The organism is Bacteriovorax stolpii (assembly GCF_002872415.1).
GTDB classification, from domain to species: domain Bacteria; phylum Bdellovibrionota; class Bacteriovoracia; order Bacteriovoracales; family Bacteriovoracaceae; genus Bacteriovorax; species Bacteriovorax stolpii.
The window spans coordinates 1,969,040-1,994,380 of sequence record NZ_CP025704.1; the positions used below are offsets into that span (position 1 = coordinate 1,969,040).

Annotated in this window: 25 protein-coding genes; 16 read left to right on the forward strand and 9 right to left on the reverse strand. The window is 41.6% G+C overall.

The genetic code is table 11. The features are described from left to right. Window positions 1-69: 69 nt before the first annotated feature. Both C0V70_RS09695 and C0V70_RS09700 read left to right on the forward strand, forming a co-directional pair. Window positions 70-1,626 (forward strand): PSP1 domain-containing protein, encoded by a 1,557-nt coding sequence (locus tag C0V70_RS09695; RefSeq protein ID WP_102243663.1) that lies wholly within the window; start codon window positions 70-72, stop codon window positions 1,624-1,626. A gap of 11 nt (window positions 1,627-1,637) precedes the next feature. Beyond that, the gene (locus C0V70_RS09700; protein ID WP_102243664.1) at window positions 1,638-2,027 is read left to right on the forward strand and encodes an Ig-like domain-containing protein; all 390 of its coding nucleotides are present in this window, start codon (window positions 1,638-1,640) and stop codon (window positions 2,025-2,027) included. 65 nt (window positions 2,028-2,092) lie between these two features. Here C0V70_RS09700 and asnS read toward each other — a convergent pair whose 3' ends face one another. Both asnS and C0V70_RS09710 read right to left on the reverse strand, forming a co-directional pair. Further along, window positions 2,093-3,505: an asparagine--tRNA ligase gene (gene asnS, locus C0V70_RS09705; protein WP_102243665.1), complete on the reverse strand. Its 1,413-nt coding sequence runs from the start codon at window positions 3,503-3,505 to the stop codon at window positions 2,093-2,095. Between the two features lie 27 nt (window positions 3,506-3,532). Continuing rightward, the gene (locus C0V70_RS09710; RefSeq protein WP_102243666.1) at window positions 3,533-4,528 is read right to left on the reverse strand and encodes an adenosine kinase; all 996 of its coding nucleotides are present in this window, start codon (window positions 4,526-4,528) and stop codon (window positions 3,533-3,535) included. A 69-nt stretch (window positions 4,529-4,597) separates the two neighbouring features. On the opposite strand from C0V70_RS09710, the gene C0V70_RS09715 reads away from it, so the two are divergent. Then, a complete protein-coding gene (locus tag C0V70_RS09715; RefSeq protein WP_102243667.1) occupies window positions 4,598-4,993 on the forward strand; it encodes a translation initiation factor in 396 nt (131 codons plus the stop codon). Here C0V70_RS09715 and C0V70_RS09720 read toward each other — a convergent pair. Beyond that, window positions 4,990-5,706 (reverse strand): class I SAM-dependent methyltransferase, encoded by a 717-nt coding sequence (locus C0V70_RS09720; protein WP_158649635.1) that lies wholly within the window; start codon window positions 5,704-5,706, stop codon window positions 4,990-4,992. The genes C0V70_RS09715 and C0V70_RS09720 overlap by 4 nt on opposite strands. An 84-nt stretch (window positions 5,707-5,790) precedes the next feature. On the opposite strand from C0V70_RS09720, the gene gcvPB reads away from it, so the two are divergent. Continuing rightward, window positions 5,791-8,808 carry an aminomethyl-transferring glycine dehydrogenase subunit GcvPB gene (gene gcvPB / locus C0V70_RS09725; protein WP_102243669.1) on the forward strand — a complete coding sequence of 1,006 codons (3,018 nt, stop codon included), beginning with the start codon at window positions 5,791-5,793 and terminating at the stop codon, window positions 8,806-8,808. 54 nt (window positions 8,809-8,862) lie between these two features. On the opposite strand, the gene C0V70_RS09730 is transcribed toward gcvPB, so the two are convergent. Beyond that, on the reverse strand, window positions 8,863-10,410 hold the full coding sequence (locus C0V70_RS09730) for a bifunctional metallophosphatase/5'-nucleotidase (protein WP_102243670.1): 1,548 nt from the start codon (window positions 10,408-10,410) through the stop codon (window positions 8,863-8,865). A gap of 174 nt (window positions 10,411-10,584) precedes the next feature. Here C0V70_RS09730 and C0V70_RS09735 point away from each other — a divergent pair, with 174 nt between their 5' ends. From C0V70_RS09735 to C0V70_RS19015, 5 genes are all read left to right on the forward strand, one after another. Next, window positions 10,585-12,195 carry a peptide chain release factor 3 gene (locus tag C0V70_RS09735; protein WP_102243671.1) on the forward strand — a complete coding sequence of 537 codons (1,611 nt, stop codon included), beginning with the start codon at window positions 10,585-10,587 and terminating at the stop codon, window positions 12,193-12,195. Then, window positions 12,195-12,722 carry a VOC family protein gene (locus C0V70_RS09740; protein ID WP_102243672.1) on the forward strand — a complete coding sequence of 176 codons (528 nt, stop codon included), beginning with the start codon at window positions 12,195-12,197 and terminating at the stop codon, window positions 12,720-12,722. The genes C0V70_RS09735 and C0V70_RS09740 overlap by 1 nt, the downstream gene beginning before the upstream one ends. Next, entirely contained in the window at window positions 12,722-13,660 is a 939-nt protein-coding gene (locus C0V70_RS09745; protein WP_102243673.1) for a class I SAM-dependent methyltransferase, read from the forward strand. Before C0V70_RS09740 ends, C0V70_RS09745 begins: the two co-directional genes overlap by 1 nt. Then, the gene (locus C0V70_RS09750) at window positions 13,660-14,805 is read left to right on the forward strand and encodes a DEAD/DEAH box helicase (protein ID WP_102243674.1); all 1,146 of its coding nucleotides are present in this window, start codon (window positions 13,660-13,662) and stop codon (window positions 14,803-14,805) included. The genes C0V70_RS09745 and C0V70_RS09750 overlap by 1 nt, the downstream gene beginning before the upstream one ends. A gap of 322 nt (window positions 14,806-15,127) precedes the next feature. Next, the gene (locus tag C0V70_RS19015) at window positions 15,128-15,436 is read left to right on the forward strand and encodes an HNH endonuclease (RefSeq protein WP_158649636.1); all 309 of its coding nucleotides are present in this window, start codon (window positions 15,128-15,130) and stop codon (window positions 15,434-15,436) included. On the opposite strand, the gene C0V70_RS09760 is transcribed toward C0V70_RS19015, so the two are convergent. Both C0V70_RS09760 and C0V70_RS09765 read right to left on the reverse strand, forming a co-directional pair. Further along, on the reverse strand, window positions 15,433-16,353 hold the full coding sequence (locus C0V70_RS09760) for a hypothetical protein (RefSeq protein ID WP_102243676.1): 921 nt from the start codon (window positions 16,351-16,353) through the stop codon (window positions 15,433-15,435). The two genes, C0V70_RS19015 and C0V70_RS09760, sit on opposite strands and share 4 nt — an antisense overlap. Continuing rightward, entirely contained in the window at window positions 16,295-16,951 is a 657-nt protein-coding gene (locus C0V70_RS09765) for a hypothetical protein (RefSeq protein WP_102243677.1), read from the reverse strand. Before C0V70_RS09765 ends, C0V70_RS09760 begins: the two co-directional genes overlap by 59 nt. Window positions 16,952-17,145: 194 nt before the next feature. On the opposite strand from C0V70_RS09765, the gene C0V70_RS09770 reads away from it, so the two are divergent. The 6 genes from C0V70_RS09770 (at window position 17,146) to C0V70_RS09795 (ending at window position 21,460) form a co-directional block, all read left to right on the forward strand. Beyond that, complete coding sequence (locus C0V70_RS09770) at window positions 17,146-18,771, forward strand: protein-arginine deiminase family protein (protein WP_102243678.1); 1,626 nt, start codon at window positions 17,146-17,148, stop codon at window positions 18,769-18,771. 2 nt (window positions 18,772-18,773) lie between these two features. After that, entirely contained in the window at window positions 18,774-19,166 is a 393-nt protein-coding gene (locus C0V70_RS09775; RefSeq protein WP_102243679.1) for a hypothetical protein, read from the forward strand. Window positions 19,167-19,308: 142 nt separating this feature from the next. Then, window positions 19,309-19,596: a hypothetical protein gene (locus C0V70_RS09780; protein WP_102243680.1), complete on the forward strand. Its 288-nt coding sequence runs from the start codon at window positions 19,309-19,311 to the stop codon at window positions 19,594-19,596. A gap of 2 nt (window positions 19,597-19,598) precedes the next feature. Continuing rightward, a complete protein-coding gene (locus C0V70_RS09785) occupies window positions 19,599-20,360 on the forward strand; it encodes a substrate-binding periplasmic protein (protein WP_102243681.1) in 762 nt (253 codons plus the stop codon). 2 nt (window positions 20,361-20,362) lie between these two features. Then, entirely contained in the window at window positions 20,363-20,815 is a 453-nt protein-coding gene (locus tag C0V70_RS09790; RefSeq protein ID WP_102243682.1) for an EVE domain-containing protein, read from the forward strand. 126 nt (window positions 20,816-20,941) lie between these two features. Further along, entirely contained in the window at window positions 20,942-21,460 is a 519-nt protein-coding gene (locus C0V70_RS09795) for a hypothetical protein (RefSeq protein WP_102243683.1), read from the forward strand. Between the two features lie 84 nt (window positions 21,461-21,544). Here the strand turns inward: C0V70_RS09795 and C0V70_RS09800 are convergent, their stop codons facing one another. From C0V70_RS09800 to C0V70_RS09810, 3 genes are read right to left on the reverse strand one after another with little or no spacing between them, the layout of a single operon-like run. Next, complete coding sequence (locus C0V70_RS09800) at window positions 21,545-22,693, reverse strand: AgmX/PglI C-terminal domain-containing protein (RefSeq protein WP_102243684.1); 1,149 nt, start codon at window positions 22,691-22,693, stop codon at window positions 21,545-21,547. Between the two features lie 22 nt (window positions 22,694-22,715). Then, window positions 22,716-23,153 (reverse strand): ExbD/TolR family protein, encoded by a 438-nt coding sequence (locus tag C0V70_RS09805; protein WP_102243685.1) that lies wholly within the window; start codon window positions 23,151-23,153, stop codon window positions 22,716-22,718. A 36-nt stretch (window positions 23,154-23,189) separates the two neighbouring features. Continuing rightward, the gene (locus C0V70_RS09810) at window positions 23,190-23,801 is read right to left on the reverse strand and encodes a MotA/TolQ/ExbB proton channel family protein (protein WP_102243686.1); all 612 of its coding nucleotides are present in this window, start codon (window positions 23,799-23,801) and stop codon (window positions 23,190-23,192) included. A 178-nt stretch (window positions 23,802-23,979) separates the two neighbouring features. On the opposite strand from C0V70_RS09810, the gene C0V70_RS09815 reads away from it, so the two are divergent. Then, entirely contained in the window at window positions 23,980-25,281 is a 1,302-nt protein-coding gene (locus tag C0V70_RS09815) for a hypothetical protein (protein WP_102243687.1), read from the forward strand. The last annotated feature ends 60 nt before the right edge of the window (window positions 25,282-25,341 follow it).

Below are 25,341 nucleotides of genomic sequence, written 5' to 3' on the forward strand. Positions count from 1 at the left end.
GTGCAGTGACTTCCGTTCGTAATTCCCTAGAATATAAGGCTAGTGCTAATTTTTACGGAATTTAATTTAATGCAACCCAATTCTCAAGATACAGCATCCACATATGAAGATGCAGATACGCTAAACGAAGAAATTTCAAACAACACCATCGAGATTGATGAATCAGACAGCGAAGCTTCTGACGAAAATGTCGATCAAAGCGAAAAAGAAAACTCACGTTTTAAAGAAGGTGAAATCATCACCATGATCCGCGTGCGCTTTCCTGGCAACGCCCGCTCGTTTCCTTTTTTAATTGGAAAACGCAAATTTGCTTACGGTCAGAAAGTTGTGGCCATGAGTGATAGAGGGATGACAGTTGGTTATATCAACTCATTTCCTTACGATGTGACTTTCAACAAATCAATGCTCCCTATTCGCTCGATTGCTAAAGCTGCAACGGCCGAAGATATTAAGGCGCAGATTGAATTCCGCGACTCTGAAAAGCGCGCTGAAGTTATTTGTTTACACTTAATTGAAAAATACAAACTGGATATGATTCTCACTCACGTGGAGTTCACTCAGTTTGGTAAAAAGGCCGTATTCTATTTCAACGCTCCAGCAAGAGTTGACTTCAGAGACCTGGTTAAAGACCTGGTGTATGAATTAAAAATGAGAATCGAACTTCGCCAGATTTCAGTGCGCGACCGCGCAGCTGCTATCGGAGCAATTGGGGCCTGTGGACTTCAGACATGTTGTTCATCGTTCTTAAAGAACTATGGAAACGTTTCCATCAAGATGGCCAAGAATCAAAACCTGGCACTTATTCCAAGTAAGCTTAATGGTGTTTGTGGCCAGATTAAATGTTGCATCAAGTACGAAGACGATGTGTACTCAGACAAAAGAAAAAATCTCCCGAAGGAAGGAACATTTATCAGAGCGCTTAACGGCGACAGAGGTAAAGTTTTAAAACTTCACATCCTGGTTGAGCAGTTTGAAATGCTGACAGACACAGGGATCAAGAGAACGTACGCAGTCAACCAATACCACGCCAAAGATTCTGAACTTCCAGGAGACTACCGCTTCCCTGAGACGTTTGAACATATCACTAACGAGACATCGACAGTTATTGGTCTTTCAACAGAAGAAAAACTAAAAGCTGAACAGTTCATGGAACACAACACGCTTAAGACGTTTGATAAAAACCTTGAGGGTGAAGAATTAGAATACGCTGAAAAGAACGCTGACTTTGAAGAGTTCGACGAAGACGACGCTAATGAAATTGATGAAGTGATGAATGCTTCAGAAAAAATCACGGCGGAAGCTGAGCAGATTACAAAATCTCACCAGCACCAAAATCAACAACGTCGTCCACAACAACAGCAAGGGCAACGTCCTCAACAGCAACAAAGACGTCCTGAACACAACAGAAACCCGCAAAACCAAGGGCCAAGACCTCCACGTCCACAAGGGGAAGCTCAACAAGCTCAAGGGCAAGGACAACCGGGTGAACCACGTCCACCAGGACAAGGCCGCAACCGCAATAGAAACAGGAACAGAAACAGGAATAAAAACCGCGAAGGTGGCGCTCCTAACAACAACCAATCACAAGCACGTGATAACAATAACAAACCGAAAACCGAAAACTAGGAGAGGCCTTTATGAAAAAATTACTTCTTGCTTGCTCACTACTTTTATCCCTGCCGGTATTTGCTAAGACTAATGTTCAAGGAAACATCGAACTGTCGTCTGAAAAAGGTGTTGAAAGACACTACTACCACTTTGGTGTTCAAAGAGTGCACTCGTACTCATCGATCGCTTATCGTGTAACAAACACAGGAACAACTCCACTGAACATGATCCGCGCAACAATTGGTGGGACAAACTACGGAGCGAGCACAAACTGCCGCACACTTCAGCCAGGTGAGAGATGTTCTTTTAGAATCGACTACCGTCCATTCTTCGAAGGATACCACACTGGAAGATTCACGCTTTCATTTGACCAAGACAGCCACATTGTCGTGGATGTTTCTGGACAAGCTGTTCGTTAATTTTTAAATTTTAATTTAAGACAAAAAAAAGGCCCTCTATTAAGAGGGCCTTTTTATTTTGACGACTAGAAGTCGCAGTTTTTTGGAGTTCTTGGAAACGGAATCACATCTCTAATGTTGTTCATCCCCGTGATGTACATAAGCGCCCTTTCAAACCCTAGACCAAATCCTGCGTGCGGCACAGATCCAAAACGACGAAGGTCTAAGTACCACCATAGCGGTTCTTTTTGCATGTGCATTTCATCCATTCTCGCTTCAAGCTTTGCAAGATCGTCTTCACGTTGAGAGCCACCGATGATTTCACCTACACCTGGAACCAGGATATCCATCGCACGGACAGTTTTTCCATCCGGGTTTTGCTTCATGTAGAAGGCCTTAAATTGTTTTGGGTAATCCGTTACGATAACCGGCATCTTGAAGTGAACTTCTGCCAGGTAGCGCTCATGTTCAGTTTGTAGCTCGTCTCCCCAGTTTGTCGGGTATTCGAATTTCTTAACGGCCGGGTCAACCTTCCCTAAAATCTCCATCGCTTCAGTGTAAGTGATGCGCATGAATTTAGAGTCGCGAACGTGTTTTAAGATCTCCATGTGGTTTTTCTCACAAGTAGCGTCTTCGCGGTTGATTAGGAACTCAAGCTCTTTAGGAGCTTTTTCCAGAGCGTAAGCAATTAAGTATTTAATGTAGTCTGTAGCAAGGCCTGCGATTTCATCCAAATCAGCAAAAGCAACTTCCGGCTCAATCATCCAGAATTCAGAAAGGTGGCGAGTTGTGTTTGAGTTCTCCGATCTAAATGTCGGCCCAAAGGTATAAACAGCTCCCAACCCCATAGCGTAACACTCACCTTCTAGCTGACCAGTAACGGCCAGGAAAGTTTCTTTTCCAAAATAGTCGCGAGAGAAATCAAGTTTCCCTTCTTTTGTTTTTGGTGACTTTGTCACATCTGAGGCCAGTGTTGAAACCGTAAACATTTCACCTGCACCTTCAGCGTCTACGCCTGAGATGATCGGCGAGTTTAAGTAGAAAAATCCCCTGTTAGAGAAGAATTCATGAGTGGCCATCGCTAAATGGTGGCGAACTCTCATGATCGCTCCAAACGTGTTTGTTCTGATTCTAAGGTGAGCTTGCTCTCTTAGGAACTCTAGTGATGTCGCTTTCTTTTGCAGCGGGTATGTTTCATCAGTTTTCCCGATGATCTCAACAGACTTTGCCTGCATTTCAATTGATTGAACTTTTCCACCACCGCGAACCAGGCGTCCAGTCACAGCAACTGCTGAGCCAGAAAGAAGGCCTGCAACTTCAGCGTAGTTTGGCAGGACTTCATCGACGATAATTTGTAGGTTCTCTTGAGAAGAGCCATCGTTTAAAACCAGGAATGAAAATTTCTTAGAGTTACGAACAGATCTTAGCCAACCTTTGACTGTGGCGTCTGTATCAACGATTTCTTCTGTTAAAATTTTTTTTACACTTAAGCGGTCCATATATTTCCTTATCTATTAAAATAATTTTTAAGCGAGTTGTTCTTTGATCTTTTTTACTTGCTCAAGACGTAAACGGGCCCCAAACTGAGTGACCAGTGTTGAAGAAGCAAAACAGCCTAATTTAGCGGCTTCCCCGTACGTCATACCGTTATTAATACCGTATAACATCGCGCCTGCAAAAAGATCTCCCGCACCGTTGGTATCGATTGCTTCAACCGGCATCGTGACAACCTGGATTTCTTCTTTTCCATCGAAAACTAAAGCTCCTTTTGGCCCTAGAGTGATAGCAAAAGTTTTAGCAATTTTCTTTAGCGCGCTTACCGCTTCGTTTAGGTCATTTGATTTTGTGTAAGCGAAAGCTTCGGCTTCGTTACAAAATAGTAAATCAACGCCATCGCCGATCATCTCTTTTAGGCCATCAGCGAAGAAATTTACCATGTTGACGTCTGAGAACGTCAGCGCTGTTTTTACATTGTGAGTTTCAGCGATTTTTTTCGCTTTTATTGAAGCGTCTTTCCCTGTCGGACTCGCTACTAAATACCCTTCAATATAGAGGTAATTAGAATTTTTAATATGCTCTTCTATCAATTCTTTTGTAGAGAAATTTGATGTAATTCCTAAGAATGTATTCATCGTCCTGTCGGCATCTGGAGTGATAAGAACAATACACTTCCCAGTGATACCTGGTTCAAGTGAGCTTGATGAGAGGTTGGTTTCAACACCATTGTCCATCAGGTCTTTAAAGTAAAAATCCCCAGTTTCATCGCTGGCCACTTTACATGAGTAAAAGCTTTTTCCACCAAATTGAGACACGGCGATCATTGTGTTGGCAGCAGAGCCTCCACAAGATCTTTTATGTTGAGTTCCATGAAGAGTGTTAATGATTTCTGTTTGACGATTTTCATCTACCAGGGTCATAAGACCTTTTTCAATGTTGGCCTTTTTTAAGAAGTCTGCTGTGACTTCAAATTCCATATCGACCAGGGCGTTTCCAATTCCATAAACGTCAAATTTCTTTGCCATAACCTACTCATTCCTTTTAATATAAAATCTCTTTTTTGATTAAATTAGAATAATGAAAAACCGCTAAAAATGAAACAAAATAAACCTGTCAAAGAAAGCGCCACCCGTCTTGTTTACTCCAGCGATGGCTCCCATTTAAAACTCTGCAAAAAATGTGGTGAAGACCCATGCGTTTGCGCTGACTCACCTCTCCAATCAGTGCCGATTGATCCGGCAAAAGTCACTTTAAAGTTAAAATTGGAAAAGAACCAGCGCGGTGGAAAACTAGTGACAGTGATTCACGATTTTCCATTTAACCCGGCCTACTTTGAAGACCTGGCCAAAAAGCTAAAGAATCATTGTGGAACAGGTGGGACATATAAAAAAGAGGGCAAGCCCCAGATTGAACTTCAAGGGGACCAACGAGAAAAAGCCGAGGCCATGCTCACAAAACTTGGGTTTAAAACTAAACGCAGCGGCGGTTAAAAAATCTTATACATATCGTAGCGAGTGCTCTTACCAACGTAACTCGCTGTCGGTTTTTCTTTAATAGGGTCTGCTTCAAGTGGACGCTTCACGACCACTCTTTCGGTTGCCGTTTTTAAGGCCCATTCTAAAAATTCTTTTGAATCCGGATCATCACCGACAATCTCTTTGAAGATACGCATTTCCTTGCGGGCCAGGGCCGATTTCTTTTTGGCCGGGTACATGGGATCATAGTAGATGACTTCAGGTCTTACTGAGTGTGAAAGTGTTCTGGCATCGCCGAACTCTAAATGAAAATCCACTGGGAATCTTCGCAAAGCGTCTTTTAAGAGGAGAAAAACGGCCGGGTTTCGCTCAAAACTGGTGAGTTTTGCTCCAAAAAAAGAGATCAATAAACTGTCTTTACCCGTGCCACAAGTAGTGTCCCAGATCACTCTTTTTTCACCACTCCCCTTAATGGCCAGTGCTTTTGCCAGCGGCTCCTTGGAAAGTGCGTAGTTTTGTCTCTGGTGATATTTCATGAGTTCTTCAAAATCAAAACTCATCTCCCCTAATTCATTGGAGTGAAACGAAAGAATCTCCTCACGGTAATAAAGATAATCGCAGAGATCACATAACTTACGCTCTGGTTCAACTACCAATGAGAAACGCTCATTTTCATGAAGGGCGGACTTTAAAAAATCCGGCCACAAAGAAGCGTTCTCATCGCTCATTTTTATCTTTATCAACTCATTCATTATTGGCTATTATAGGCACATATTTTGCGTTTTAAAAGAACCATCCAAAAAGGAAATGAAATGACTACGAATTTCAAAAAGCTTCCCTATGACCCGACTAAGCTTCCGCGCGAGCTTAAAAAATACTACATCTCTTCATCAAAAGAAGAGCAAGGCGAAATGCTCAAGGCCCTTGGTGCAAAAGAGCTAAAAGATTTATTCTCGCACATCCCGGACAACGTGAAATTTGATAAGGCTCCATTCGTGACAGAAGAATTAGGCTACAACGACCTGATTGCTCACATGGAAACTCTCGCTGCAAAAAACAATTTAAAAACTTGTTTCATCGGTGATGGATTAAAAAATTATAAAGTTCAAGACATCGTTCCCTACGTTTGTGACCTTAGAGGCCTGACGACTGCTTATACTCCATACCAACCAGAAAGATCTCAAGGAACTCTGCAAACTCTTTGGATCTACTCTTCAACTCTTTCAATGCTAACAGGGTTTGAAGCGATCAATGCTTCTTTCTACGAAAGATCAACAGCGCTTTATGAAGCAATTCAAACAGCGACAAGACTGGTAAAAGGATCTAACACTGCTTTAGTGTGTGAATCAATTTACCCAGGTGATATCGAAGTCCTAAAAACTCAAGCAAAAGAGACGGGACTAAACATCATCACTGTTCCAACTGATAAAGACACAGGGATCACTAACCGCGACACTCTTCACAAGATGGCCACAGACCTTGGTGAGAAGTTAGCGTGTATCGTCTTTCCTCAAGTCAACAACTACGGAAACCTTGAAGACGTTCATTCGCTTACTGACCTGTGTTCAGAACTTCAGGTTCAATCAATTGCACTTTTTGATCCAATGTTACTGGCAACTGAAGGGCTGATTCAACCATCAGAATTCGGAAGCCAAAAGCAAGGGGCCAATATGATTGTTGGTGAAGGACAACACTTGGCAATCGGTCCAAATTTTGGAGGCCCAGGTCTTGGGATCTTCGGGATTCGTTACAATGACAAAAATAAAAACGACATCAGACAAACAGCAGGTCGCTTCGTAGGAAGGGCCCGCGATATCAATGGTAAAGATGCTCTATGTATGGTTCTTTCAACAAGAGAGCAACACATCCGTCGCGAGAAAGCGACGTCAAACATCTGTTCTAACCAGTCTTTCGTAGCAAGTGCTGCTGGAGCAGCTATCTTAGCTCGCGGTGAAGACGGGATGACGGAAGCAGCTCTAGCTGGACGCGATTACGCTCTTCAAATGGCGCAAATCCTGACTCAGCACAAAGGTGTAAACCTTGCTTTCCCTTCAACTCCTTTCTACAACGAGTTCGTGCTTGAGCTTCCAGTAAAAGTTAAAGACCTTCAAGCAAAAGCTTCTAAGGCCAACATTCAACTTGGTGTTGATGTCTCTAACCGTCTTCACGTCGGCAGAAACCTGCTTCTTCTTTCATTCTTCGATGTGCATAACGATGAAGACTTAGAAAAATTAGAAAACTTCTTTGCAGAAAACTTTGAAGCTGAAGAAAATGACGAATTCCTTCCAGAAATCCCTGAAGACTTCCTGAGAAAAACTCCGGTTGGTCTTCCAAATCTTGAAGTAGAAGAAATTAAGTCTTTCTACAAAAAGCTAGCTGACTTAAACGTAAGTCCGGATGACAACATCTACCCTCTTGGTTCATGTACAATGAAATACAACCCGTACATCAACGACTGGGCCGCTGGACTAAAAGGCTTTACAGACGTTCACCCTCAGGCACCGATTGAAGACGTGCAAGGGTCACTGGAAGTTCTTTATGAAATCCAGGAAATGTTTAAATCAATCACAGGTCTTCCAGCTGTCACAACTCAACCGGTTGCGGGAGCTCAAGGGGAACTTGTAGGTCTAAAACTCTTCCAGGGCTACCATAGAAATAACGGTGAAGCTGACACGAGAAACGTTGTTTTAATCCCAAGATCTGCTCACGGGACAAACCCGGCAACTGCGACAATGGCAGGGTTTGAAACAAAAACTCTCGATGGTGTTCAATACGGTATCGTGGTCATCGAAGCAGACAACCGCGGTCACATCAACTTCGAACAACTAAAAGCGGAAGTAGCAAAATACAATACTCGCATCGCAGGTGTGATGGTGACAAACCCAAATACATCAGGGTTATTTGAAACATCATTTAAAGAGATGGCCGATTTAATCCACGGAGTTGGTGGTCTGGTTTATATGGATGGCGCGAACATGAACGCCATTGCTGGATGGATCGATCTTAACAAAATGGGTGTCGATGCTGTTCACAACAACCTCCATAAAACGTGGACAATCCCTCACGGAGGTGGTGGACCGGGAGACGGAATTGTTGCCGTTTCTCACCGTCTAGTTGATTACCTTCCAGGTATTCAGGTTGTGAAAAAAGGAAACTTCTTTGATGTGGAAAAAGCTCCAAAATCAATTGGTTCTTTCCACCGTCACGTCGGAAACTTCGCTCACAAAGTGCGCGCTTACACTTACATCAAAGCTCTTGGTGGAAACGGTGTTCGCGATATGTCTGGTGTAGCGGTTCTTGCTGCCCGCTACTTATACGAAAGACTAAAGCCAATCTACCCTTCACTTCCAGAAAACTGTGAAAATGAAACTCGTATGCATGAGTTTATCTTAACGATCTCAAAAGAGACTTTTGATAGAATCGAAAAAGGTGGAACTCCAAAAGCTCAGGCCATCGCTAAAATCGGAAAGCTCTTCTTAGACTTCGGTCTTCACGCTCCGACGGTTGCTTTCCCTGAAGTGTACGGATTAATGATTGAGCCGACAGAGTCTTATTCAAAAGCTGAGCTTGACCGTTTCGTAGAAGTTGTGAAGGCCATCAATGGTCTAATCAATGAAACTCCACACGTGTTAACAACGGCCCCTCACTTTACTCCGGTAAAGAAAGTAGACGAAGTAGACGCCAATAAGAATTTAACATTTATGGAAGATTTAAAGCACCTTCCTCACCTCTACCACAACATCATTGAGCCGACTGTTCTATCGAACATGAACATCAAAGAAATCTGTGTGGAAATTCAAAAAGCACACCAAAAGTGTGTTGAAGCTTAAAAAAAATAAAAAGGCCCTCATTAAGAGGGCCTTTTTTTGCTCTCATACTACAAACTAATCTACATCAGGGAAGAAAAATGCATGATTAGCTTCCGTCATTTTATTGATGTTTTTAATATCTCTTTCAATTTTTTCTTCTAATGTTTCCCAAATTTTAAACTGCGTTTTTAGTGGGTTCTTCAAAATCACTTTTGTTTTTGGAGAAATTTCCACCGCACCTCTTACGATCCCTTCAGTTAAAGCAACTGTGTAGTCTTTAAAGATATTAATTCTTTTTCCATTGATTAAGGCCTTGGCAATTTTTGGCCCAAACGGAGTTTTTACCCACTCCAGAGTCATCCCTGAGAAACTTAGAGGTTGGCCAAAATGCGCCAGTGTTTCACAAAGAGTTCTAAGAAGAAGCCCGTTTACTTTTACAGTGTAAATTGACCACCCATGGGTGTCTTTCATATCAAACACTCGTGGAATTGAGTTCATAATGTCGCGTCTATTAATGTTTCCTATTGGGTAGTTTTCACCATTCATTGAAGAGACATGCATCGCTAGGTCTGTTCCCGCTTTTTCTCTAAGAGCATCAGCGATAAAATAGGCCCACTTTCTCGATCCTGATTTATCTTCTTCTTTTAAGTCAGAGTACCCTACATTTTCATTGAGCCATTCGCGACCGTACATCTTATCTAATTCGTAATCAGCGTCTTCAACCAGTGATTTCACTTCCTGGTCTTCTCCGTTATATTTCACCGGAACAAGTTGGTAGGAAACCACTTTTAGTGGTTTTCCTTTTTCTAAATCAACGACGATTCTTCCCAGGTATTTTGTGTGAAACCCCGCCTGAACAACCGGAACTTTTACATCTCTTTTGTTTTTTTCATAAAGAGGTTCAAATAAAGTTGTGTGTGAGTGTCCACCGACAACTAAGTCGATATTGCTGGTTTTTTTAGCAAGCTTAAGATCGCGGTTGACTCCAATATGAGTAAGGGCGATGATGAAGTCGTTGTTTCTTTTCTTTAAGATTTTTTCGTAGTCTTGAGCCGTCTTATAAGGGCTTTCAATCGTGCTTCCATCAAGCGTCCAGCTAAAGAAAAAATCACTTGTTGTCAGACCAAGAATCGCAATTTTAATTCCATCGATTTCTAGTTCTTTATAAGCTTGCAGTTTGTCTCTAATATTTGGGTATTTCGAGCTCGATGTCACGTTGGCCGCAAGAAAAGAGAAATTTAAATCGGTATTCTTTAAGATGTCATCTAAACCTTGAGCACCCATCAGGTAATCGTGATTTCCGAGTGCCACGGCATCGTATCCAATATTGTTTTGGACGTTAAAACTCTTTTGACCTTTGTCGGCCATGTAATAGATATTTCCTTCCAGGAAATCTCCACCATCAAGAGTGATAGTTGATATTCCCTCTTTTTTTGCTGCATCTTTGTAGTAGTCAATCAACGCTTTTAGTCTTGAAGAACCCCCGACTTCTGAGTCGTGATTGGTGTTATTTAGAAAAGAGTGAGTGTCATTGGTGTGAAGGATCTGGACTAATTTTGCATGAGCATCGCTAAACGTTAGACTGACCCCTAGAGAAAGAGCTAAAAATGATGTTTTAAGCATAAGTACCTACTAGGTTGAGTTTGTTTTTATGCCTGACTTTTCGGATTCTTGACCCGATGCTAAATATTTTCTATCATAGCTCCCGCCTGATTAAATCAGACCGGAAAATAGTGCTTCACCCGTTGGTCTCAATGTGTTAAAAATGCGAGACTTACCTTTTATTTAGGATCATTCATGCTTAGTTCAATGAACACAGCTCCGCGCTGCACATTCGCCATTATTTCCCATCCCGATGCCGGTAAAACGACGATGACTGAAAAGTTGTTGTGGTTTGGTCAAGTTATTCGCGAGACCGGAAAAGTAAAAGCAAAAGACGGCAACTATGCAAAGTCGGACTGGATGGAAATTGAAAAGGAACGTGGGATTTCGATTTCATCTTCTGTCATGAGTTTTCCTTATAACGAAAGAGCAATGCACTTACTGGATACTCCAGGTCACAAAGATTTCTCGGAAGACACTTATAGAACCCTAACAGCTGTTGAATCAGTTCTTATGATGATCGACTCTGCTAAAGGGGTTGAGGCACAGACGATAAAACTTATGGAAGTTTGTCGTATGAGAGATACGCCGATCGTAACGTTCATGAACAAGTACGACCGCGAAGCGATGGACCCATTTGCACTTCTTGAAAACGTAGAGAAGATTTTAAATATCCAGTGCGTGCCTATGACATGGCCAATTGGCTCAGGCGTAGACTTCAAAGGAGTTTACGATCTTCGCACAAAACAAATCATGTCGTTTAAAGACGCCAAAGACCCGTTTAATCCAATCATCATCGACGCCAAGGATTTAGATTCAAAGGCCGTTATTGATTTCGTAGGCCCAAAACTTCTTGAAACACTAAAAGAAGAATTAGAACTAGTCGGCACACTGATTGGGGATTTTAGCATCGAAGAATTCCTTCACGGAATCCAGACGCCGGTATTCTTTGGTTCGGCCCTGAACAACTTCGGAGTCAAAGAAACGCTGGATATGATTTCAACAAACTCGCCAGGGCCTAAACCTCGCGAAGTTAAACTTGCTCCCTTTGAATCAGACTCTCCGACTCAAATGATTGACCCACAATCAACAACTGAATTCACTGGATTTATTTTTAAAATCCAGGCGAACATGGATAAAAAACACCGCGACCGCGTCGCCTTCATGCGCGTGTGTTCAGGGAAATTTACAAGAAACCAAAAAATTTATCACGTCAGAAGCGAGAAGGAATTAAAGATCCCGACTCCACTTATGTTTCAGGCTCAAGATAGAGAGATCACTGAGGAAGCTTTCCCGGGAGACATCATCGGTCTTCACGATACAGGAAAATTCCAGATCGGTGATACGTTTACTGAGAAATCAAAATTCATGTTTACGGGGATCCCTAACTTTGCTCCTGAAATTTTCAACAAAGTTATTCTTAAAGACCCGATGAAAGCAAAACAACTTGAAAAAGGTCTGCAGCAGCTTTCAGAAGAAGGGACTGTTCAGCTCTTTACTCGCCACACGACAGGAGAGAAAATCCTGGGTGCGGTTGGGGCCCTGCAGTTTGAAGTTGTAAAATACCGATTAGAAGACGAATACAATGTTAACGCTGACTATGAAGGATACTCTTTCGTTGGTGTCCGTTGGCTTAAGTTTGAAAACGAAAAAGACCAGGATAAGTTCATGGCCAACAACTCTTCTAACGTTGTCTACGACCACAAAAAACGTATTTGTTTTTCTGTGCGCTCTGAGTGGGACTTAAAACTAGTAATGGAAAAGAACCCGAATGTTCACTTCTTTAAAAACTCGGATTACCGTTAATGAAATCATTAAACGATATCATCACTGACCCGGTTCTTTTTTTGGATAAGCTTTTTTCATTGATTGAAAAAACAGGGATGAACGTTGATAAATACTACCTGGATCACATTTGTTACCGCGTAGGGAGTGAATCAGAGTATCAGGAAAAAAGATCAGAGCTTAGTCACCATGGTGACATGCTGATTGAATCAATGGTTAATGGGCGCTTAATCGCAACTTATAAACTGCACTCTCCTATTTTATATAAAGGCAGAAAAATTGATGTGCTGGAACTTCCTGCTCCAAAACCTGGGCATTCATACGCTTCAGGACTTGAGCATGTGGAGTTCGTAACAACTGAGTCTCTCCATTCAATTGTAGAAAACAATCCAACGTGTTCATTTGAAACTCAAGGGATCAATAAAGAAATCAATGCGGACATTACCCTTAGACTTGGTGAGTACTGTATTCGTTTTCACAACCAGACGTTGGAAGATGTGATTGCACAGGAAAAACTACAAGAAAAGAAACTAATGGGTAAGAACTAATGTCTGATTTAAACACAATTAAAAACCGTCTGGAAAAAAACTATAAGCACAGATTGAAATGGGCAAAAAGAGAAGGCCTTGAAGCTTTCCGACTTTATGAAAAAGACATCCCTGACTTTCCTTTTATTGTCGATGTCTATAAAGACAATGCCGTCATTTTTGAAAAGCGCGATGAAGAAATCGATGCGGATAAGTTCTCGCACTTTGAATACATCATCAGCGCCGTTAAAGATCTGCTTAATATTGGCGAAGAAAAAGTCGTCATCAAGTCGCGCTTTAGACAAAAAGGCACAACTCAATACACAAAGCTGGAAGAAAAAAATGAGTTCTTCCCGGTTAAAGAATATAAAGCAAACTTCCTGGTTAACCTTCACGACTACCTGGACACTGGATTATTCCTGGATCATAGACCTCTAAGACAAATCGTCACCAAGTCTTCCGAAGGAAAAAAAGTCCTGAACCTTTTTTCATACACTGGCTCAATCAGTGTAATGGCCGCCCTTGGTGGCGCTCGTCAGGTGACGAGTGTTGATATGTCAGCAACATACATGGATTGGGCCAAAAGAAACTTCGAAGAAAATGGCATCGTTTTAAAAGATCACATCTTTATCGTCGACAGTGCTCTCGATTACCTGGAAAAGGCCTCAAGCCGCTTTGATATGATCATCCTTGATCCTCCGACATTTTCTAACTCTAAAAAAATGGAAGAAGATTTTGAAGTGGAAAAAGACCAGGTGTTTTTAGTGAAACACTGTATGCGTCTTCTGGCCCCAGAAGGTGTTCTTTACTTCTCTAATAATAAAAGAAAATTTAAAATGGCCGAAGAACTGATGGGTGCTTACAACATTCAGGACATCACAGGAAAAACAATCCCTGAAGACTACCGCGATCAAAAAGTTCACCACTGCTTTAAGATCACGCATAAAGGTAAAGTCTAATGAACCAGTTCCCGGAAGCCATCACCAAGGCCTTAAGTGAAATGAAGATTGAATCGCTCACACCGATTCAAGAGAGTGCCATTCCAAAAATCCTGGAAGGGCGCGACCTGGTGGCCCTGGCCGAAACTGGAAGTGGAAAAACCCTGGCCTTTGTTCTTCCTATTATTACAAAACTTATCGGTGCTCCGAAAAGACCGACTAAAACACTAGTCATTACTCCGACAAAAGAGCTCTCAGAGCAGATCCTTGCTGTGGCAAAAAAATGTGCGCGCTTCACTAATATCATCAGCATCAGCCTCTATGGCGGAAAAAGTTTTGATACTCAGGCAAGAGAATTAAAAAATGGTGTACACCTTATTGTGGCCTGCCCTGGACGATTAAAAGATCATATCGAAAAAGAAACTATTGATTTAAGCGGAGTGGAAACTGTTGTTCTCGATGAAGCTGACCAGTTAATGGACATGGGTTTTCTTCCCCATATTAAAGTGGCCATGGAAGCCACGGCCAGTCGTAAACAGACACTGCTCTTTTCTGCAACGATGAGTGAAGAAGTTAAAACTCTTACGGAAGAATTCCTAAAAGATGCTGAGACAATCGAATTTAAAGCAAACCAAACGAAAGCGGCCATTTCTGAAATCTTTACTCCCATTAGCAATGATCTTCGCTACCCTTTTCTGCGCTTTTTATTAAAAGAGCACAAGATTAAGTCGTGTTTAATTTTCACCAAAACAAAAGAAGAGGCCAGAAGCCTCAATGCCCTTTTAGTTGCTGATAAATATAAAGCAGCCGTGCTTGAAGGAGATATGACGACTCACCAGAGAAAAAAATCTCTTATGGGGCTAAAAGAAAAAACTATCAACATCCTGGTTGCGACAGATATCGCTAGCCGTGGACTAGATATTCCTCACGTCTCTCACGTCATTAATATCGGCCCTCCTCAAAACAGCGACGCCTACATTCACCGCGTGGGAAGAACGGCCCGCCATGATAAACCAGGAATGGCGATCACTATTTACATCAAAGGCGAGGAAGATTTTGAATTGGAAGAGATTCTGAGCGCTCAAGGTAAAGAATTAAGCCCTACAAAGTATAAGGAATTCAATTATCAACTGCGCCTTGATAAAAAGTCCCTTAAACTGATCTAATATTTGAAAAATAAATAACTTAGAAGTGGCACTCTGACCCTGACCCGGCAAAAAATATTAAAAATTCTGACTGCTTACCCTACAAAAAAAAATTTATGCTATAATCTTTAGAATGAGAACGTTGCTTCTGGACTGCAACTATTTTCCCGTAAAGATAATAAACTGGCAGAAGGCCATGATACTCCTTCTGACCGGACGGGCGGAAGTTGTTGATGAATATCAAGATAAACTCATACGAACCGTTTCCACCGCTTATCGTCTCCCCAAAGTTCTCCGGTTATTTCAAAATCATAAAATCTCTCTGAACGTCAAATTTACCCGCATGAATGTTTTCTTCAGAGACCAATTCCAATGCCAATACTGCTCAATCAAACTTCCTGCTTCTGAACTTACTTTCGATCACATTATTCCTGTTTCCCAAAAAGGCCCAACTAGCTGGGAGAATGTCGTCACTTGCTGCAGGCCTTGCAACGGAAAAAAAGGATCAAAGAGTTTACATGCCTCGGGAATGAACCTTCTTCGTCCGGCCAAAAAACCGCGCTGGTCCCCGGAGCTTTGCCTGAGACTTTCCGATGAAGACCCGAGTGAATGGTGGAACTTTTTCCCGAATACAGCGAAGGCCGCTTCTTAATAACTAATCCCGATATTAAGACTCATTGAATTGACCTTGGGGTCAGAGCTTGACTTTGATCTGGTCACTGCATAGGAAGGAGAGATCGTTACACTCTCCCAAAGATCGACGTCGGCATAAGCTTCAATAGTGTTGGAAGTGTCGTTTTTATCCAGAAGATTTTTTCCATGGGAGTAATTTACACCCACTGACCAAAAACTCAGATCATTGTATTCGATATAACCTCCGAGCGAAGAATCAGAAAGATTGCCGACGGTGTCTGAAATATCAGTGTTGTCGATAGTGGTATTTTTAAAGGCCTTAAGGGTGCTCGCCCCTCTGGGAATAAAAGCATTTTTACTCCAATCAATTCCAAACGTAAAAAAGTCTCCGATGACCTGAGAGAAACCAATAGTCAAAGAAAGTTTTTCATAGCGTTCACTTTCAAGTTTAGAGTACTTCATAGAATCACTTTGCAGGCCAATTGAAAATTTTGTTACACCAAATGAGTGCTCTTTACTGGCAGAAGGGCTGTTTTTAATTGTGAGTTTACCGCTATAAGAAGAGCCTTTGTAGTTGTTGTAGTCGTCTATCTGTTTGTAGCCCACGGCCAGTCTCACCCTTTGGTCTGGTTTATAAATCAATGTGCCTTTATATGAATGAGCTTCATTATCTGCTCCAGAATCACTGCTTTCCTGATTGGACTGACTGGCATAAAGCGAGACGGAAAGTTTTTGAGTCATCCCAAAACCAAGGTTATAATTTTTGCCAATAGTCCCGGTAGAAGTTTGAGAAAGACCCGCTCCGAAATCAGCGGAGCGGGCCCATCGAGGGGTTATCGTCGCTATAAAAAAAACAGCTAAAACTAAAAGTGTCCAATTAGTCCTTTCGTCCTCTCCTTTCATTTCTTTCTGCTTTGCTGTTTTCTTTCTTCTCATTTTTTCTCTCTTCTTTTATCGCCTTTCTTTCTTCCTTAGCTTCACTTTTAGCGTCGCTGCGGGATTCTTTCTGATTCTCTTTTTTATTCTCTTTTTTATTTTCTTTGGCATCTTCGCTGGCCTCTTCTTTGTCTTCTTTCATTTCTTTTCTTCTTTCTCTCTCTTCTTTTCTTTCATCTCTTTTTCTGTCATCTCTCTCTCTCGGACCTCGCTCCCTTCTTCTGTCTCTTCGCTCATCATCCCTTCTTGGTGGTCTCTCGGGTCTGATGTCCAGGTCTTTTAAAGCAGAGAAGAAATCTTCACGGGAAATGTCTCCCGCCTTTAGTTTTTCTCTGAGTTCATCAAGTTTAGCCTTTTGCTCTTCTGTTAAATCCGATTTGGCCTCTGCCCGCTCAGATTTATCCGAACGCTCCTTCGTAGGTTTAGTCTTGTCGCTATTCTTGACTGTTTCATCAGTCTTGGTATCCGCGCCTGACTCTGATCCTGCGGAGGAGTCTGTCGTCGTAGTCGTAGTCGCTGCCCCCGTATCCGTTGACTCTTCTTGAGCAAAGGCAGGGATGGAAGTGAGAATAAGGGCCGATAAAAGAACGTGTTTCATAGCTATCACTCCTATTTTGGTCACTCCCTATTTGGAGTGGATCCTTCCCTAAAAGGTAAGGCAAGAGTGTTGAAAAACTATGGAGGTGATAAACTCCTTGAAAGGACTAGAGAATTTCATCTAAATAAAAAGGGCATTTTTTTCACCCCTAAGGTTCTCTTTCTCCCGGGCCTAGCTGTGTTAGAATTTTCTTTATGAAAAAAATCAATCTTATAGGTTCCGCTCTGCTTATGACTTTAACTTTTCATGAGGCCCTGGCACTTGAGTGCCCGGATAAAAACTCAGCTCCGGTGTGCCCTACAAGTGGTGCCACACTTTTAGATGAAACTTATCCAACACAGGCCTTCGTTATTTCCAATCAACCTTACATGCCGACAAAAGATGCAAAGAAAGTAACCCGCAACTTTGTCAGCAAGGTTATTGCTAATTACGATTATGAAAAAGTTCCGCAGATCATTCTGCCGATGACTGATAAAAAAGATTTTGATGTGCTGGTTGCCGATATTAAAAACCAACTGACACAAAAAAAATTACCCGAAGAAAAAATCAACGCCATCATCGGGCAAATCACTTACACTCCGATTCAAAGTTATACCTGGCAACAGGACTGGTTTGAATCCTTTGTCGATTTAAAGACAGGTTCTCCTAGCATCAGACAAATCGACAGCTACAACCGCGTCTGGCCTGATTCAGGAGAGAAACTAAGTAAGGCCGGTGAACAATGTGCTATCTCTCAAGGATCAAACATTAAAGAAGCCTACTCTCCAAATGCCAGTGCAAGAAACACAGAAGATGTTTCTTTTGGATCCGGAGAAATGGGTGGAAATATTGAAGGGGCCCCAGGTGGCTTCTGTCTAGTTGGAGACAACCAGGGGTCAGTATTTACCAACCAATTCTGTGGAAGCCCTGAGAACGTTATCCAACTGCAGACATCATGGCTTGCCGTAGGACACGTTGATGAGATTTTTAAAATCATTCCTACGCAATATAATGATGGCCGTCCTAAAGAATGTGAATTCTCTTTAATGGCCGCAAGTCCGAAAAAGGCCATGGAGCTGATGAGCAATCCAAAGCAAGGGCAAATCCCTTTTATGGACCTCGATGTTGATAACCCTGAAAAAGATGCTGCCGAATCCAGGAATACCAGAACAAATATCCGCTTTGGTGGAAACTATGTAACGTGCGAATACATCAATGATATTGTCAAAAAACGTCCTGGTGGAATCAAGACTCTTCCAGCTGGAGCACGCACTGTTTTACTAAAACTAATCTTTGGTAATGCCCAGGCACAAGATGTCAGCAACGAAGAAAAAATGCTCGTTGAATTGCAAAACAACTGCTCAAGCAACATCGACCAGGTCAGCAACTACGAAATCCAGGAAATGATGAAACTGGATAAACGCTTCACAACTCTCAACGATGCTATTGATGAATCAATTGAAAAAGATAAGGCGCTGATAAAATCAAAAATTCTCTCTCGCCTTCCTCAGTGTGCTAAATACTACGATGAACTGGATGTACCAAATATTTTCTACGGTGGTTATACGATGGAAAATCCAGAGACGAAAAAAGTTGAACTGGCAAAACCGGGCTCGACAAATTCGTTTCTTCCTAACCCTACCAACTCAGTTCTCATGAATAAAACAGTAGTCTTTCCAGACACTGGCAACAACCTGTTTAACGGTTATTTAAAAGACGAAATGAAAAAGAGAAAAATCAAATCTGATTTTATCTCCAGCTGGGATTATGCTCACCTTGGCGCTGGAAATATCCACTGCTCAAGCCACTCAATCCCACACTGTCGTCCGGCGGGGAAATAATTATGAAAGTATTACTGCTCACATTACTCGTTTCTTTTTCTGTGCACGCTAAAGATGAACACAACTTCAGCTGCAATGTGGATAAGGAATCTAGAGTTGAACTCTCACTCTTAGATAAAAACACTCCAAGCGTGAGCTTATTTTACAAGAAGTCCAAGTTCGCGACTTGCCAGTATGATAACACGCCTATGACACAAATGGGGAATCCACGCGCTCAGGTCAATGAGACTCTTTGGCATTTAAAATTAAAAAAATGCGATTATTATTTCGAAGATAAAAAAGAAAAAATCCCGGTAGTGGAGGCCGCCATGTTTAAGCAGTCCCACGAAAAACGCGATCACTACTTTCTCATTGTCAAAGGCAGACAACCGCTAAAGTGCAAGGCCATTAAATAAGCTTACGCTTAGCCATCTTTTTTAGTCGCTTTTTATTCAATTTCTATTCAAGAAGGCCCCTCGGGGCCTTTTGTAAGACATTGTAATCCTTTAGAGATTAAACAAATCTTTTACTAAATAAATTCTGAACTATAATGGAGGGATGAACATTGATAATAAGCTCCTCAATCTCAAAAGCTACCTGAGTGAAAACAAACTGGGTAAAAGCGGCATCAAGACGACACTCAATGAATCGGCCGTTGCTGGCAGCGAAAAAAACAACGTCGATTTAAACCTGGATGGCGATTCAAAGAATCCAAACGAAAAATCAAAAAAGAAACAAAAAAATAAAGAGGCCACAACAACACAAAAAGAAACCAAAGAAGTGGCGCCGGTAAAAAGTGATGCCGAAATTAAACAGGCAAACTTAAAAAAATTAAACTTACTATAGATATGAAAAAGCTCTTATCCACATTTATTCTGGCATGTGTCCCATTGTCTCTTATGGGAGAAACCATCATCCTAAAAGCGGACCGCTGGTGCCCTTTTAATTGCGATCCAACATCTGCTCAAAGTAAAGAGTTAGGCTACATCGTCGAAGTGGCGAAACTTGTCTTTGAAAGAAAAGGCCACAACATCGACTACCAGGTGGATACCTGGACCAATTCTATTGAGAGTGTACGAAGCGGGAAGGCCACAGGTTTGGTTTCAACGACCATGCCCGACGCTCCCGATTTCATCTACCCGGCAAAAAGCATGGGAAGTAATAAAGAATGTTTTTACGTCAAGGCCAAGGACCCATGGGAGTATGTGAGCTTAAGCAATTTAAAAGGCCGCAAACTCGGCATTGTCGAGTCTTACGCTTATTCCGCCGAACTCACCAGCTATCTGATGGATCACCCTGAGCAGACAGTCAAAGGAACTGGCAGCCTTCCTCTCATGTCCAACATTGAGAACATGAAGGAAAACAAAATTGACACTATCATCGAAAACCCGTTTGTCTTTAATTACTTCACAGAATCCAAAAAAATCCGCGACAACTATGAAGAGGCCGGATGCACCGAAGGAGATCCGCTTTATATTGGATTCTCTCCCAAGAACCCTCGCTCCAAGGAATTCGCAAAAATCCTTACAGAAGGCATAGAAGATTTGAGAAAGGACGGAACTCTAGGTAAGATCATTACCAAGTATTCACTCAAAGATTGGAGTCCTTGATCATGAACTATTGGCTTATGAAAAGTGAGCCGGATGTCTTTTCCATTGATGACCTCAAAAAAAAGAAAAAATCCGGATGGGATGGTGTTCGCAACTATCAAGCTAGAAACTATATGCGCGATGAGATGAAAATCGGCGATGTGGTTTTATTCTATCACTCTAGCTGTGAAATCCCGGGCATTGCAGGCCTTGCCAAGGTCTCAAAGACCTCTCATCCTGATCCTTCGCAATTTGACCCTAAAAGCGAGTATTATGACGAGAAAGCGACAAAGGACAATCCTCGCTGGTTTATGGTGGAAGTGGAGTTTGTAGAAAAATTTGAAAACGTAGTGACACTTGCAATGCTTAAAGCTCATAAGGGACTAGAAGGCATGCCTGTTGTTCAAAAAGGATCAAGACTTTCTATTAATCCGGTTACAGCTAACGAATTTAAAATCATTATAGGAATGAAATAAGCTTACAGGTGTCTAAATTTTAGGCGCCACACCCGATCTAGTTCAAGCCTAATTCACTGAAAAATCACAAGATAATGCCGGCATTACTTTTGCTTTAAATACCTCTAATTATTTAGGGAGATTTTTGTGAAGAGAAATTTTACCGGCACAATTTTTTTGTCATTTGTTTTACTTTTTAATACAAGCATGACGTTTGCCTCACCATCCAGAGTAGATGAAGTCATCAATTCTGATTCGGATGCTAAACTTGAACGAATTCTTAAGCTCAATGAGCATTTGAGTAAATCAAAAATCGCATTAGTAGAATTGCAAAGACAATTGTCATACGAAGAACAAAAAGAATCAAAAAGAAAAATAGGAATTGCGGTCGCTTCTATTTCGGCGGTTATCGCTGCAATGAGTATTCGCGGAGCAAACAACAGTGCTTCTCCGATTGGTAGCTCGCTTTATTATATGCAAGGATTAATTGCTGGGGCCAGTGGTGTCGGAGCAGGTGCTTATATTTTGCTGAATAAAAATGAAGCGAAAAAACTTAGAAATGACATTAAAGATCTTAACACTGCAATCGATTCAAAAATACTCCAAGTTGAAAAAGAAAAATTACTGCTTTGTAAATTTCAACCTCAACACAAAGTTTGTTATTAAAAGAATAAGCACTTCAAATGCTAGAGATAATAAAAAAGGCATCTTTTTTAAGATGCCCTTTTTATTTAAATTGATTTTTTAAGATTACATTCTTCTTGGGTACAGGTTGATCGGTTGGTTAACCTCAACATTTCTGTTGCCACCCGGTGCCGGGAAACGAATCCCTTGAAGCACATCTTTCATACAGTCGCGGACTTTATCAGAAGTGATTTCTTCTGACGTGATTGAAGATTTCTTCACACCACCATCGCCACCGATCACAAAGTTAAACAGCATGACCCCTTGAAGGCCGTCTGGTTTATTTTGTTTTTCAAGCTCTGACTGGTAACAGCTTCTAAATTGTGGAATGTGATCACGAAGAATTCTTCTGATCTCGTCCGGGTTAATGGTCGAAACCGCTACTTTTTCAACTGGAACACCGGCAACAGAGATTGATCCTTTCTGAGCAAGGCCATCAAAACCTCTACTCGAATCGATCTTTCCTTTTGCTGATCCAGTTAAGCTACCAATGTTGGTTGCTACCTTGGCCATGTTTGCTGTACCGTTTGGTGAACCTGTAATGAAGCCGTCTCCGCCTCCACCACCAACACCGTTACCGATACCGCCACCAGTACCAAATCCAGCGCCACCGTCGTCTTTAGCGCCTTTAGCTGCTGCTCTTTTTAGACCCTGCCCACTTTTTCTAATTGAATCAGTGACGTTAGTCATGTCCAGACCTTGATAAGTGTCTCCCGATCCACCAGTGTTGTTGTCCTTCGCTTTCACCTGGCTAGGTGCTGAGCCTGAACCCACTGTTGTTCTTGGAGCTTTTCTTACGTCAGTTCCTGGTTTATAAGCTTCTTTCTTTCTTGAGGCCGGATCACCTTTTTGAACATCCTGAACTTTCTTTTGGTTTTTATCACCAATGCGATCAGAGTTTTTTACCACTCTGTCAGTTCCATTTTTCACTTTCTCTTCAGGCTTTGGCTCTACAACTTTTTCGCTTTCAGCTGCAGTCACGTTGTTTTTAACGATCTTATTTTTTGCCGGAGGAGTCACTAATTCCATTTTAATCGGGATTAGCTTCGGGGCGTCCTTAAGTTTGTGCTCAAGGTGCAGTTCCGGCATTTTAATCAAAAAGAAAAACAAGTGAATGATGAAGCTTCCGATGAAGGCGCGTTTATTAAAGCGCTTCGTCTCCTGCTCCATATTGCTTTCGCCGGGAGTGTACAATGGTTTTTTTTCAGCACTCATACTTTACTACCCTTTGCTGTTTTTACTTAAGTCTCTTAGATGCATCTTCTTCCGCAGCGATTGAGAAGTTTTTAGCTCCTGCACTCTTTGCGATATCCATGATCTCAACTGCTTTTCCTAAAAACGCCTGAGTGTCACCTTCAAGGATAACTGACTCGGTTTTTAGTTCAGCAAGTTTAGCCACCATTTCTTCTGCAAGCTTTGCTTCTTCAACATACTTTCCTTGAAGAGCAACTTTACCTTCTTTATTAAGCGTGATGATTAAAATTTCATCCTGCTTTTTTTCATTGGTGATCGCAGTCTTTGGAAGTTCGATATCCAGACCCGACTCAAGCGCCGCTGTCGACGTTACCATGAAGATAATCAGAAGAACGAGCATGATATCGATAAGCGGAGTAAGGTTTACTTCCGCCATGATGTTGTCATCACCATCGTTGTTGTTATTTACGTTCATTGCCATAAGGCACTCCTACAGTTTAAAGATTCTAGTTCTCGCTTACTTTTTAGCAGAGTTAAAGCTTTCAGCTAAATCACCAATGCCATTTTTGAACATTGCCAGCGATTCACCGATTTTTACCAGAATGTAGTTGTAGAAAAGTAGAGCTACTACCGCTACAAGAATCCCGGCCGCTGTTGCGATAAGAGCTTCTGAAATTGAAGCTGATACGATCGCAAACCCTGCTTTACCAGCAGCACCGATTTCTTTAAATGACCCCATGATCCCCCAAACCGTACCGAATAGTCCTACGAATGGAGCTGATGAAGCTACAGTACCAAGGATCCAGATATTTTTCTTTAGACCCATTGATGTTTCGTTAAGGCGGCGTTGCATACGCGCTTCCCACTCTTCAGAAGATGAAGCATCTTCGAAAACTGCAGAGTGTGGTTTAGCAATAAGCTCAGGACAGTTCTTGTATAGCCATTCCATTTCATTGAAACGTTTTGATTGAATGATTCTCATTCCTTCGTCATAGAAATATTTAGCTTGTTTATTAAAGTTCATTAGGAACCAGATTTTTTGAATGGCAACTGTCCAAACGGCTACTGAGAAAATAAGTAGCGGGTACATGATAAAGCCACCTTGCTTAAATAAATGCATCAATTCCATTTGCAGACTCCTTGATCTGTAAGTATCGTAATTTATATTCGACTCATTCGATTATAAAACCTTTACGGCTAATTTAATTAATATTTTAGCTTAGTTTTCATTTTTTCATAAAAGCATTTTACTCCGGTAATATTATCTCTATCTGATTTTCATTTAATCTCCTGTATAATCTGTGAGTATGAAAAAACATTATCCAATTATTTTACTCAGTCTTTCACTCTCAACAATGCTTGCTTTTAAAGCTGGTGACGAAATTGAATTAGACAGTTTTTTAAATGCACGCGCTAACCCAAATTTTTTACGCTCGGCCGCAAATATCAAGACCACATTAAAAAAAGGCACGACTGGTGATGTTTTAGAAATAAAAAAATTCTCTTCCGGCAATTCTGGGATTAAAATAAAAGTCACAAGTGGCACTCATGCCGGTGAGTCTTACTGGGTTTATTACAACAAAAACAATCCGGCGATTAAACTCACAGATAAAAAACAAAAAGACTCAACAACTCCAGAGAGACTTAACTTAAAAGACTCTCCTCGAAGTGAGACTTTAAGAGATACGGCCGCAGTTCGCGATCTAACGGAATCGGCATTGGTGCAGACATCAATGCAGGCACAAACGTTAACCAGCACTGTAAATGAAACGCTAACACCTCCGGTTTTAGACTGCCCTCCAAAAGTAGAAACAAAACCAGAAGTTGTTCTCTCATCTGTTCCTGAAGATAACTACCAGGTCTCTGATTTGGTAGCACCCTTCAGGGACAGACCGGGAGTTCGCCAAGGCTATCCTGGTTGCAGGAACACCTCTTCAAATCCTATCTATGCTGTCTGCAGAGTTGGCGCTGAGACTAATCCGCCTGATGGATTTAAAATTTTTAACGGTGGCCCTAATGCTATCGTTGCCACAAATGAATACTACATCAATCGCACCTTTGAATTTGATTCTCCAGACAGAGCAAGATCAGATATGAAGCTGATGATCTCTGATGCCCCTGACGATACAACCAGCCATACCACTTATAGTATTATGCTTTTTTTCCCACGCACCTCTCTTCCTTCCATTAAAGAAGTGGGCAACGAGCTGCACGTGACTCTGCCAAACGGTGAAGCAGTTCAATATAACGCAAAGACGGGAGAGATTATTGGCGGCGTATTAACTGAAGGCAAAATGGCCCAGGACCCAAAAAATAAAAACAAAGCTTTCCCTCCAGCTGTGAAATATAACGGCAGTGGCGTGGTGATCCGCGCTGATAAATCAGGTGATCTTCCTTATGGTGACATTGAGCTTAGAGATGGAAGTAGCGCTCCTTCCGTCACAATCGCGACAGTGTCAAAAAAAGGACACAAGGATTGCAAAATCCCATCAAAAGATATTTGGTATAACGACGCCGAAAAGAAAGATGTCCTCATCCGACCTGAGTATGCGACTGACGCAGGCCTTGACAGTTTTTTAAAGAAAAAATGTGGCTTTTCACTTTTTTAATTTTAAAAAGTAATCAACAATAGAATGTCCGATCAAATCTAATGGAATTTATCCATAGGA

Bases quoted from the DNA above. Each gene is read 5' to 3' on its own strand.
- C0V70_RS09710 (WP_102243666.1), bottom strand. From the start codon at position 4,528: ATGGCAAAGAAATTTGACGTTTATGGAATTGGAAACGCCCTGGTCGAT.
- C0V70_RS09800 (WP_102243684.1), bottom strand. From the start codon at position 22,693: ATGAGTGCTGAAAAAAAACCATTGTACACTCCCGGCGAAAGCAATATG.
- C0V70_RS09790 (WP_102243682.1), top strand. From the start codon at position 20,363: ATGAACTATTGGCTTATGAAAAGTGAGCCGGATGTCTTTTCCATTGAT.
- C0V70_RS09770 (WP_102243678.1), top strand. From the start codon at position 17,146: ATGAAAAAAATCAATCTTATAGGTTCCGCTCTGCTTATGACTTTAACT.
- asnS (WP_102243665.1), bottom strand. From the start codon at position 3,505: ATGGACCGCTTAAGTGTAAAAAAAATTTTAACAGAAGAAATCGTTGAT.
- C0V70_RS09775 (WP_102243679.1), top strand. From the start codon at position 18,774: ATGAAAGTATTACTGCTCACATTACTCGTTTCTTTTTCTGTGCACGCT.
- C0V70_RS09765 (WP_102243677.1), bottom strand. From the start codon at position 16,951: ATGAAACACGTTCTTTTATCGGCCCTTATTCTCACTTCCATCCCTGCC.
- C0V70_RS09780 (WP_102243680.1), top strand. From the start codon at position 19,309: ATGAACATTGATAATAAGCTCCTCAATCTCAAAAGCTACCTGAGTGAA.
- C0V70_RS09785 (WP_102243681.1), top strand. From the start codon at position 19,599: ATGAAAAAGCTCTTATCCACATTTATTCTGGCATGTGTCCCATTGTCT.
- C0V70_RS09805 (WP_102243685.1), bottom strand. From the start codon at position 23,153: ATGGCAATGAACGTAAATAACAACAACGATGGTGATGACAACATCATG.
- C0V70_RS09700 (WP_102243664.1), top strand. From the start codon at position 1,638: ATGAAAAAATTACTTCTTGCTTGCTCACTACTTTTATCCCTGCCGGTA.
- C0V70_RS09730 (WP_102243670.1), bottom strand. From the start codon at position 10,410: ATGCTTAAAACATCATTTTTAGCTCTTTCTCTAGGGGTCAGTCTAACG.
- C0V70_RS09735 (WP_102243671.1), top strand. From the start codon at position 10,585: ATGCTTAGTTCAATGAACACAGCTCCGCGCTGCACATTCGCCATTATT.
- C0V70_RS09815 (WP_102243687.1), top strand. From the start codon at position 23,980: ATGAAAAAACATTATCCAATTATTTTACTCAGTCTTTCACTCTCAACA.
- C0V70_RS09760 (WP_102243676.1), bottom strand. From the start codon at position 16,353: ATGAGAAGAAAGAAAACAGCAAAGCAGAAAGAAATGAAAGGAGAGGAC.
- C0V70_RS19015 (WP_158649636.1), top strand. From the start codon at position 15,128: ATGAATGTTTTCTTCAGAGACCAATTCCAATGCCAATACTGCTCAATC.
- C0V70_RS09695 (WP_102243663.1), top strand. From the start codon at position 70: ATGCAACCCAATTCTCAAGATACAGCATCCACATATGAAGATGCAGAT.
- gcvPB (WP_102243669.1), top strand. From the start codon at position 5,791: ATGACTACGAATTTCAAAAAGCTTCCCTATGACCCGACTAAGCTTCCG.
- C0V70_RS09745 (WP_102243673.1), top strand. From the start codon at position 12,722: ATGTCTGATTTAAACACAATTAAAAACCGTCTGGAAAAAAACTATAAG.
- C0V70_RS09750 (WP_102243674.1), top strand. From the start codon at position 13,660: ATGAACCAGTTCCCGGAAGCCATCACCAAGGCCTTAAGTGAAATGAAG.
- C0V70_RS09715 (WP_102243667.1), top strand. From the start codon at position 4,598: ATGAAACAAAATAAACCTGTCAAAGAAAGCGCCACCCGTCTTGTTTAC.
- C0V70_RS09740 (WP_102243672.1), top strand. From the start codon at position 12,195: ATGAAATCATTAAACGATATCATCACTGACCCGGTTCTTTTTTTGGAT.
- C0V70_RS09810 (WP_102243686.1), bottom strand. From the start codon at position 23,801: ATGGAATTGATGCATTTATTTAAGCAAGGTGGCTTTATCATGTACCCG.
- C0V70_RS09720 (WP_158649635.1), bottom strand. From the start codon at position 5,706: ATGAGCGATGAGAACGCTTCTTTGTGGCCGGATTTTTTAAAGTCCGCC.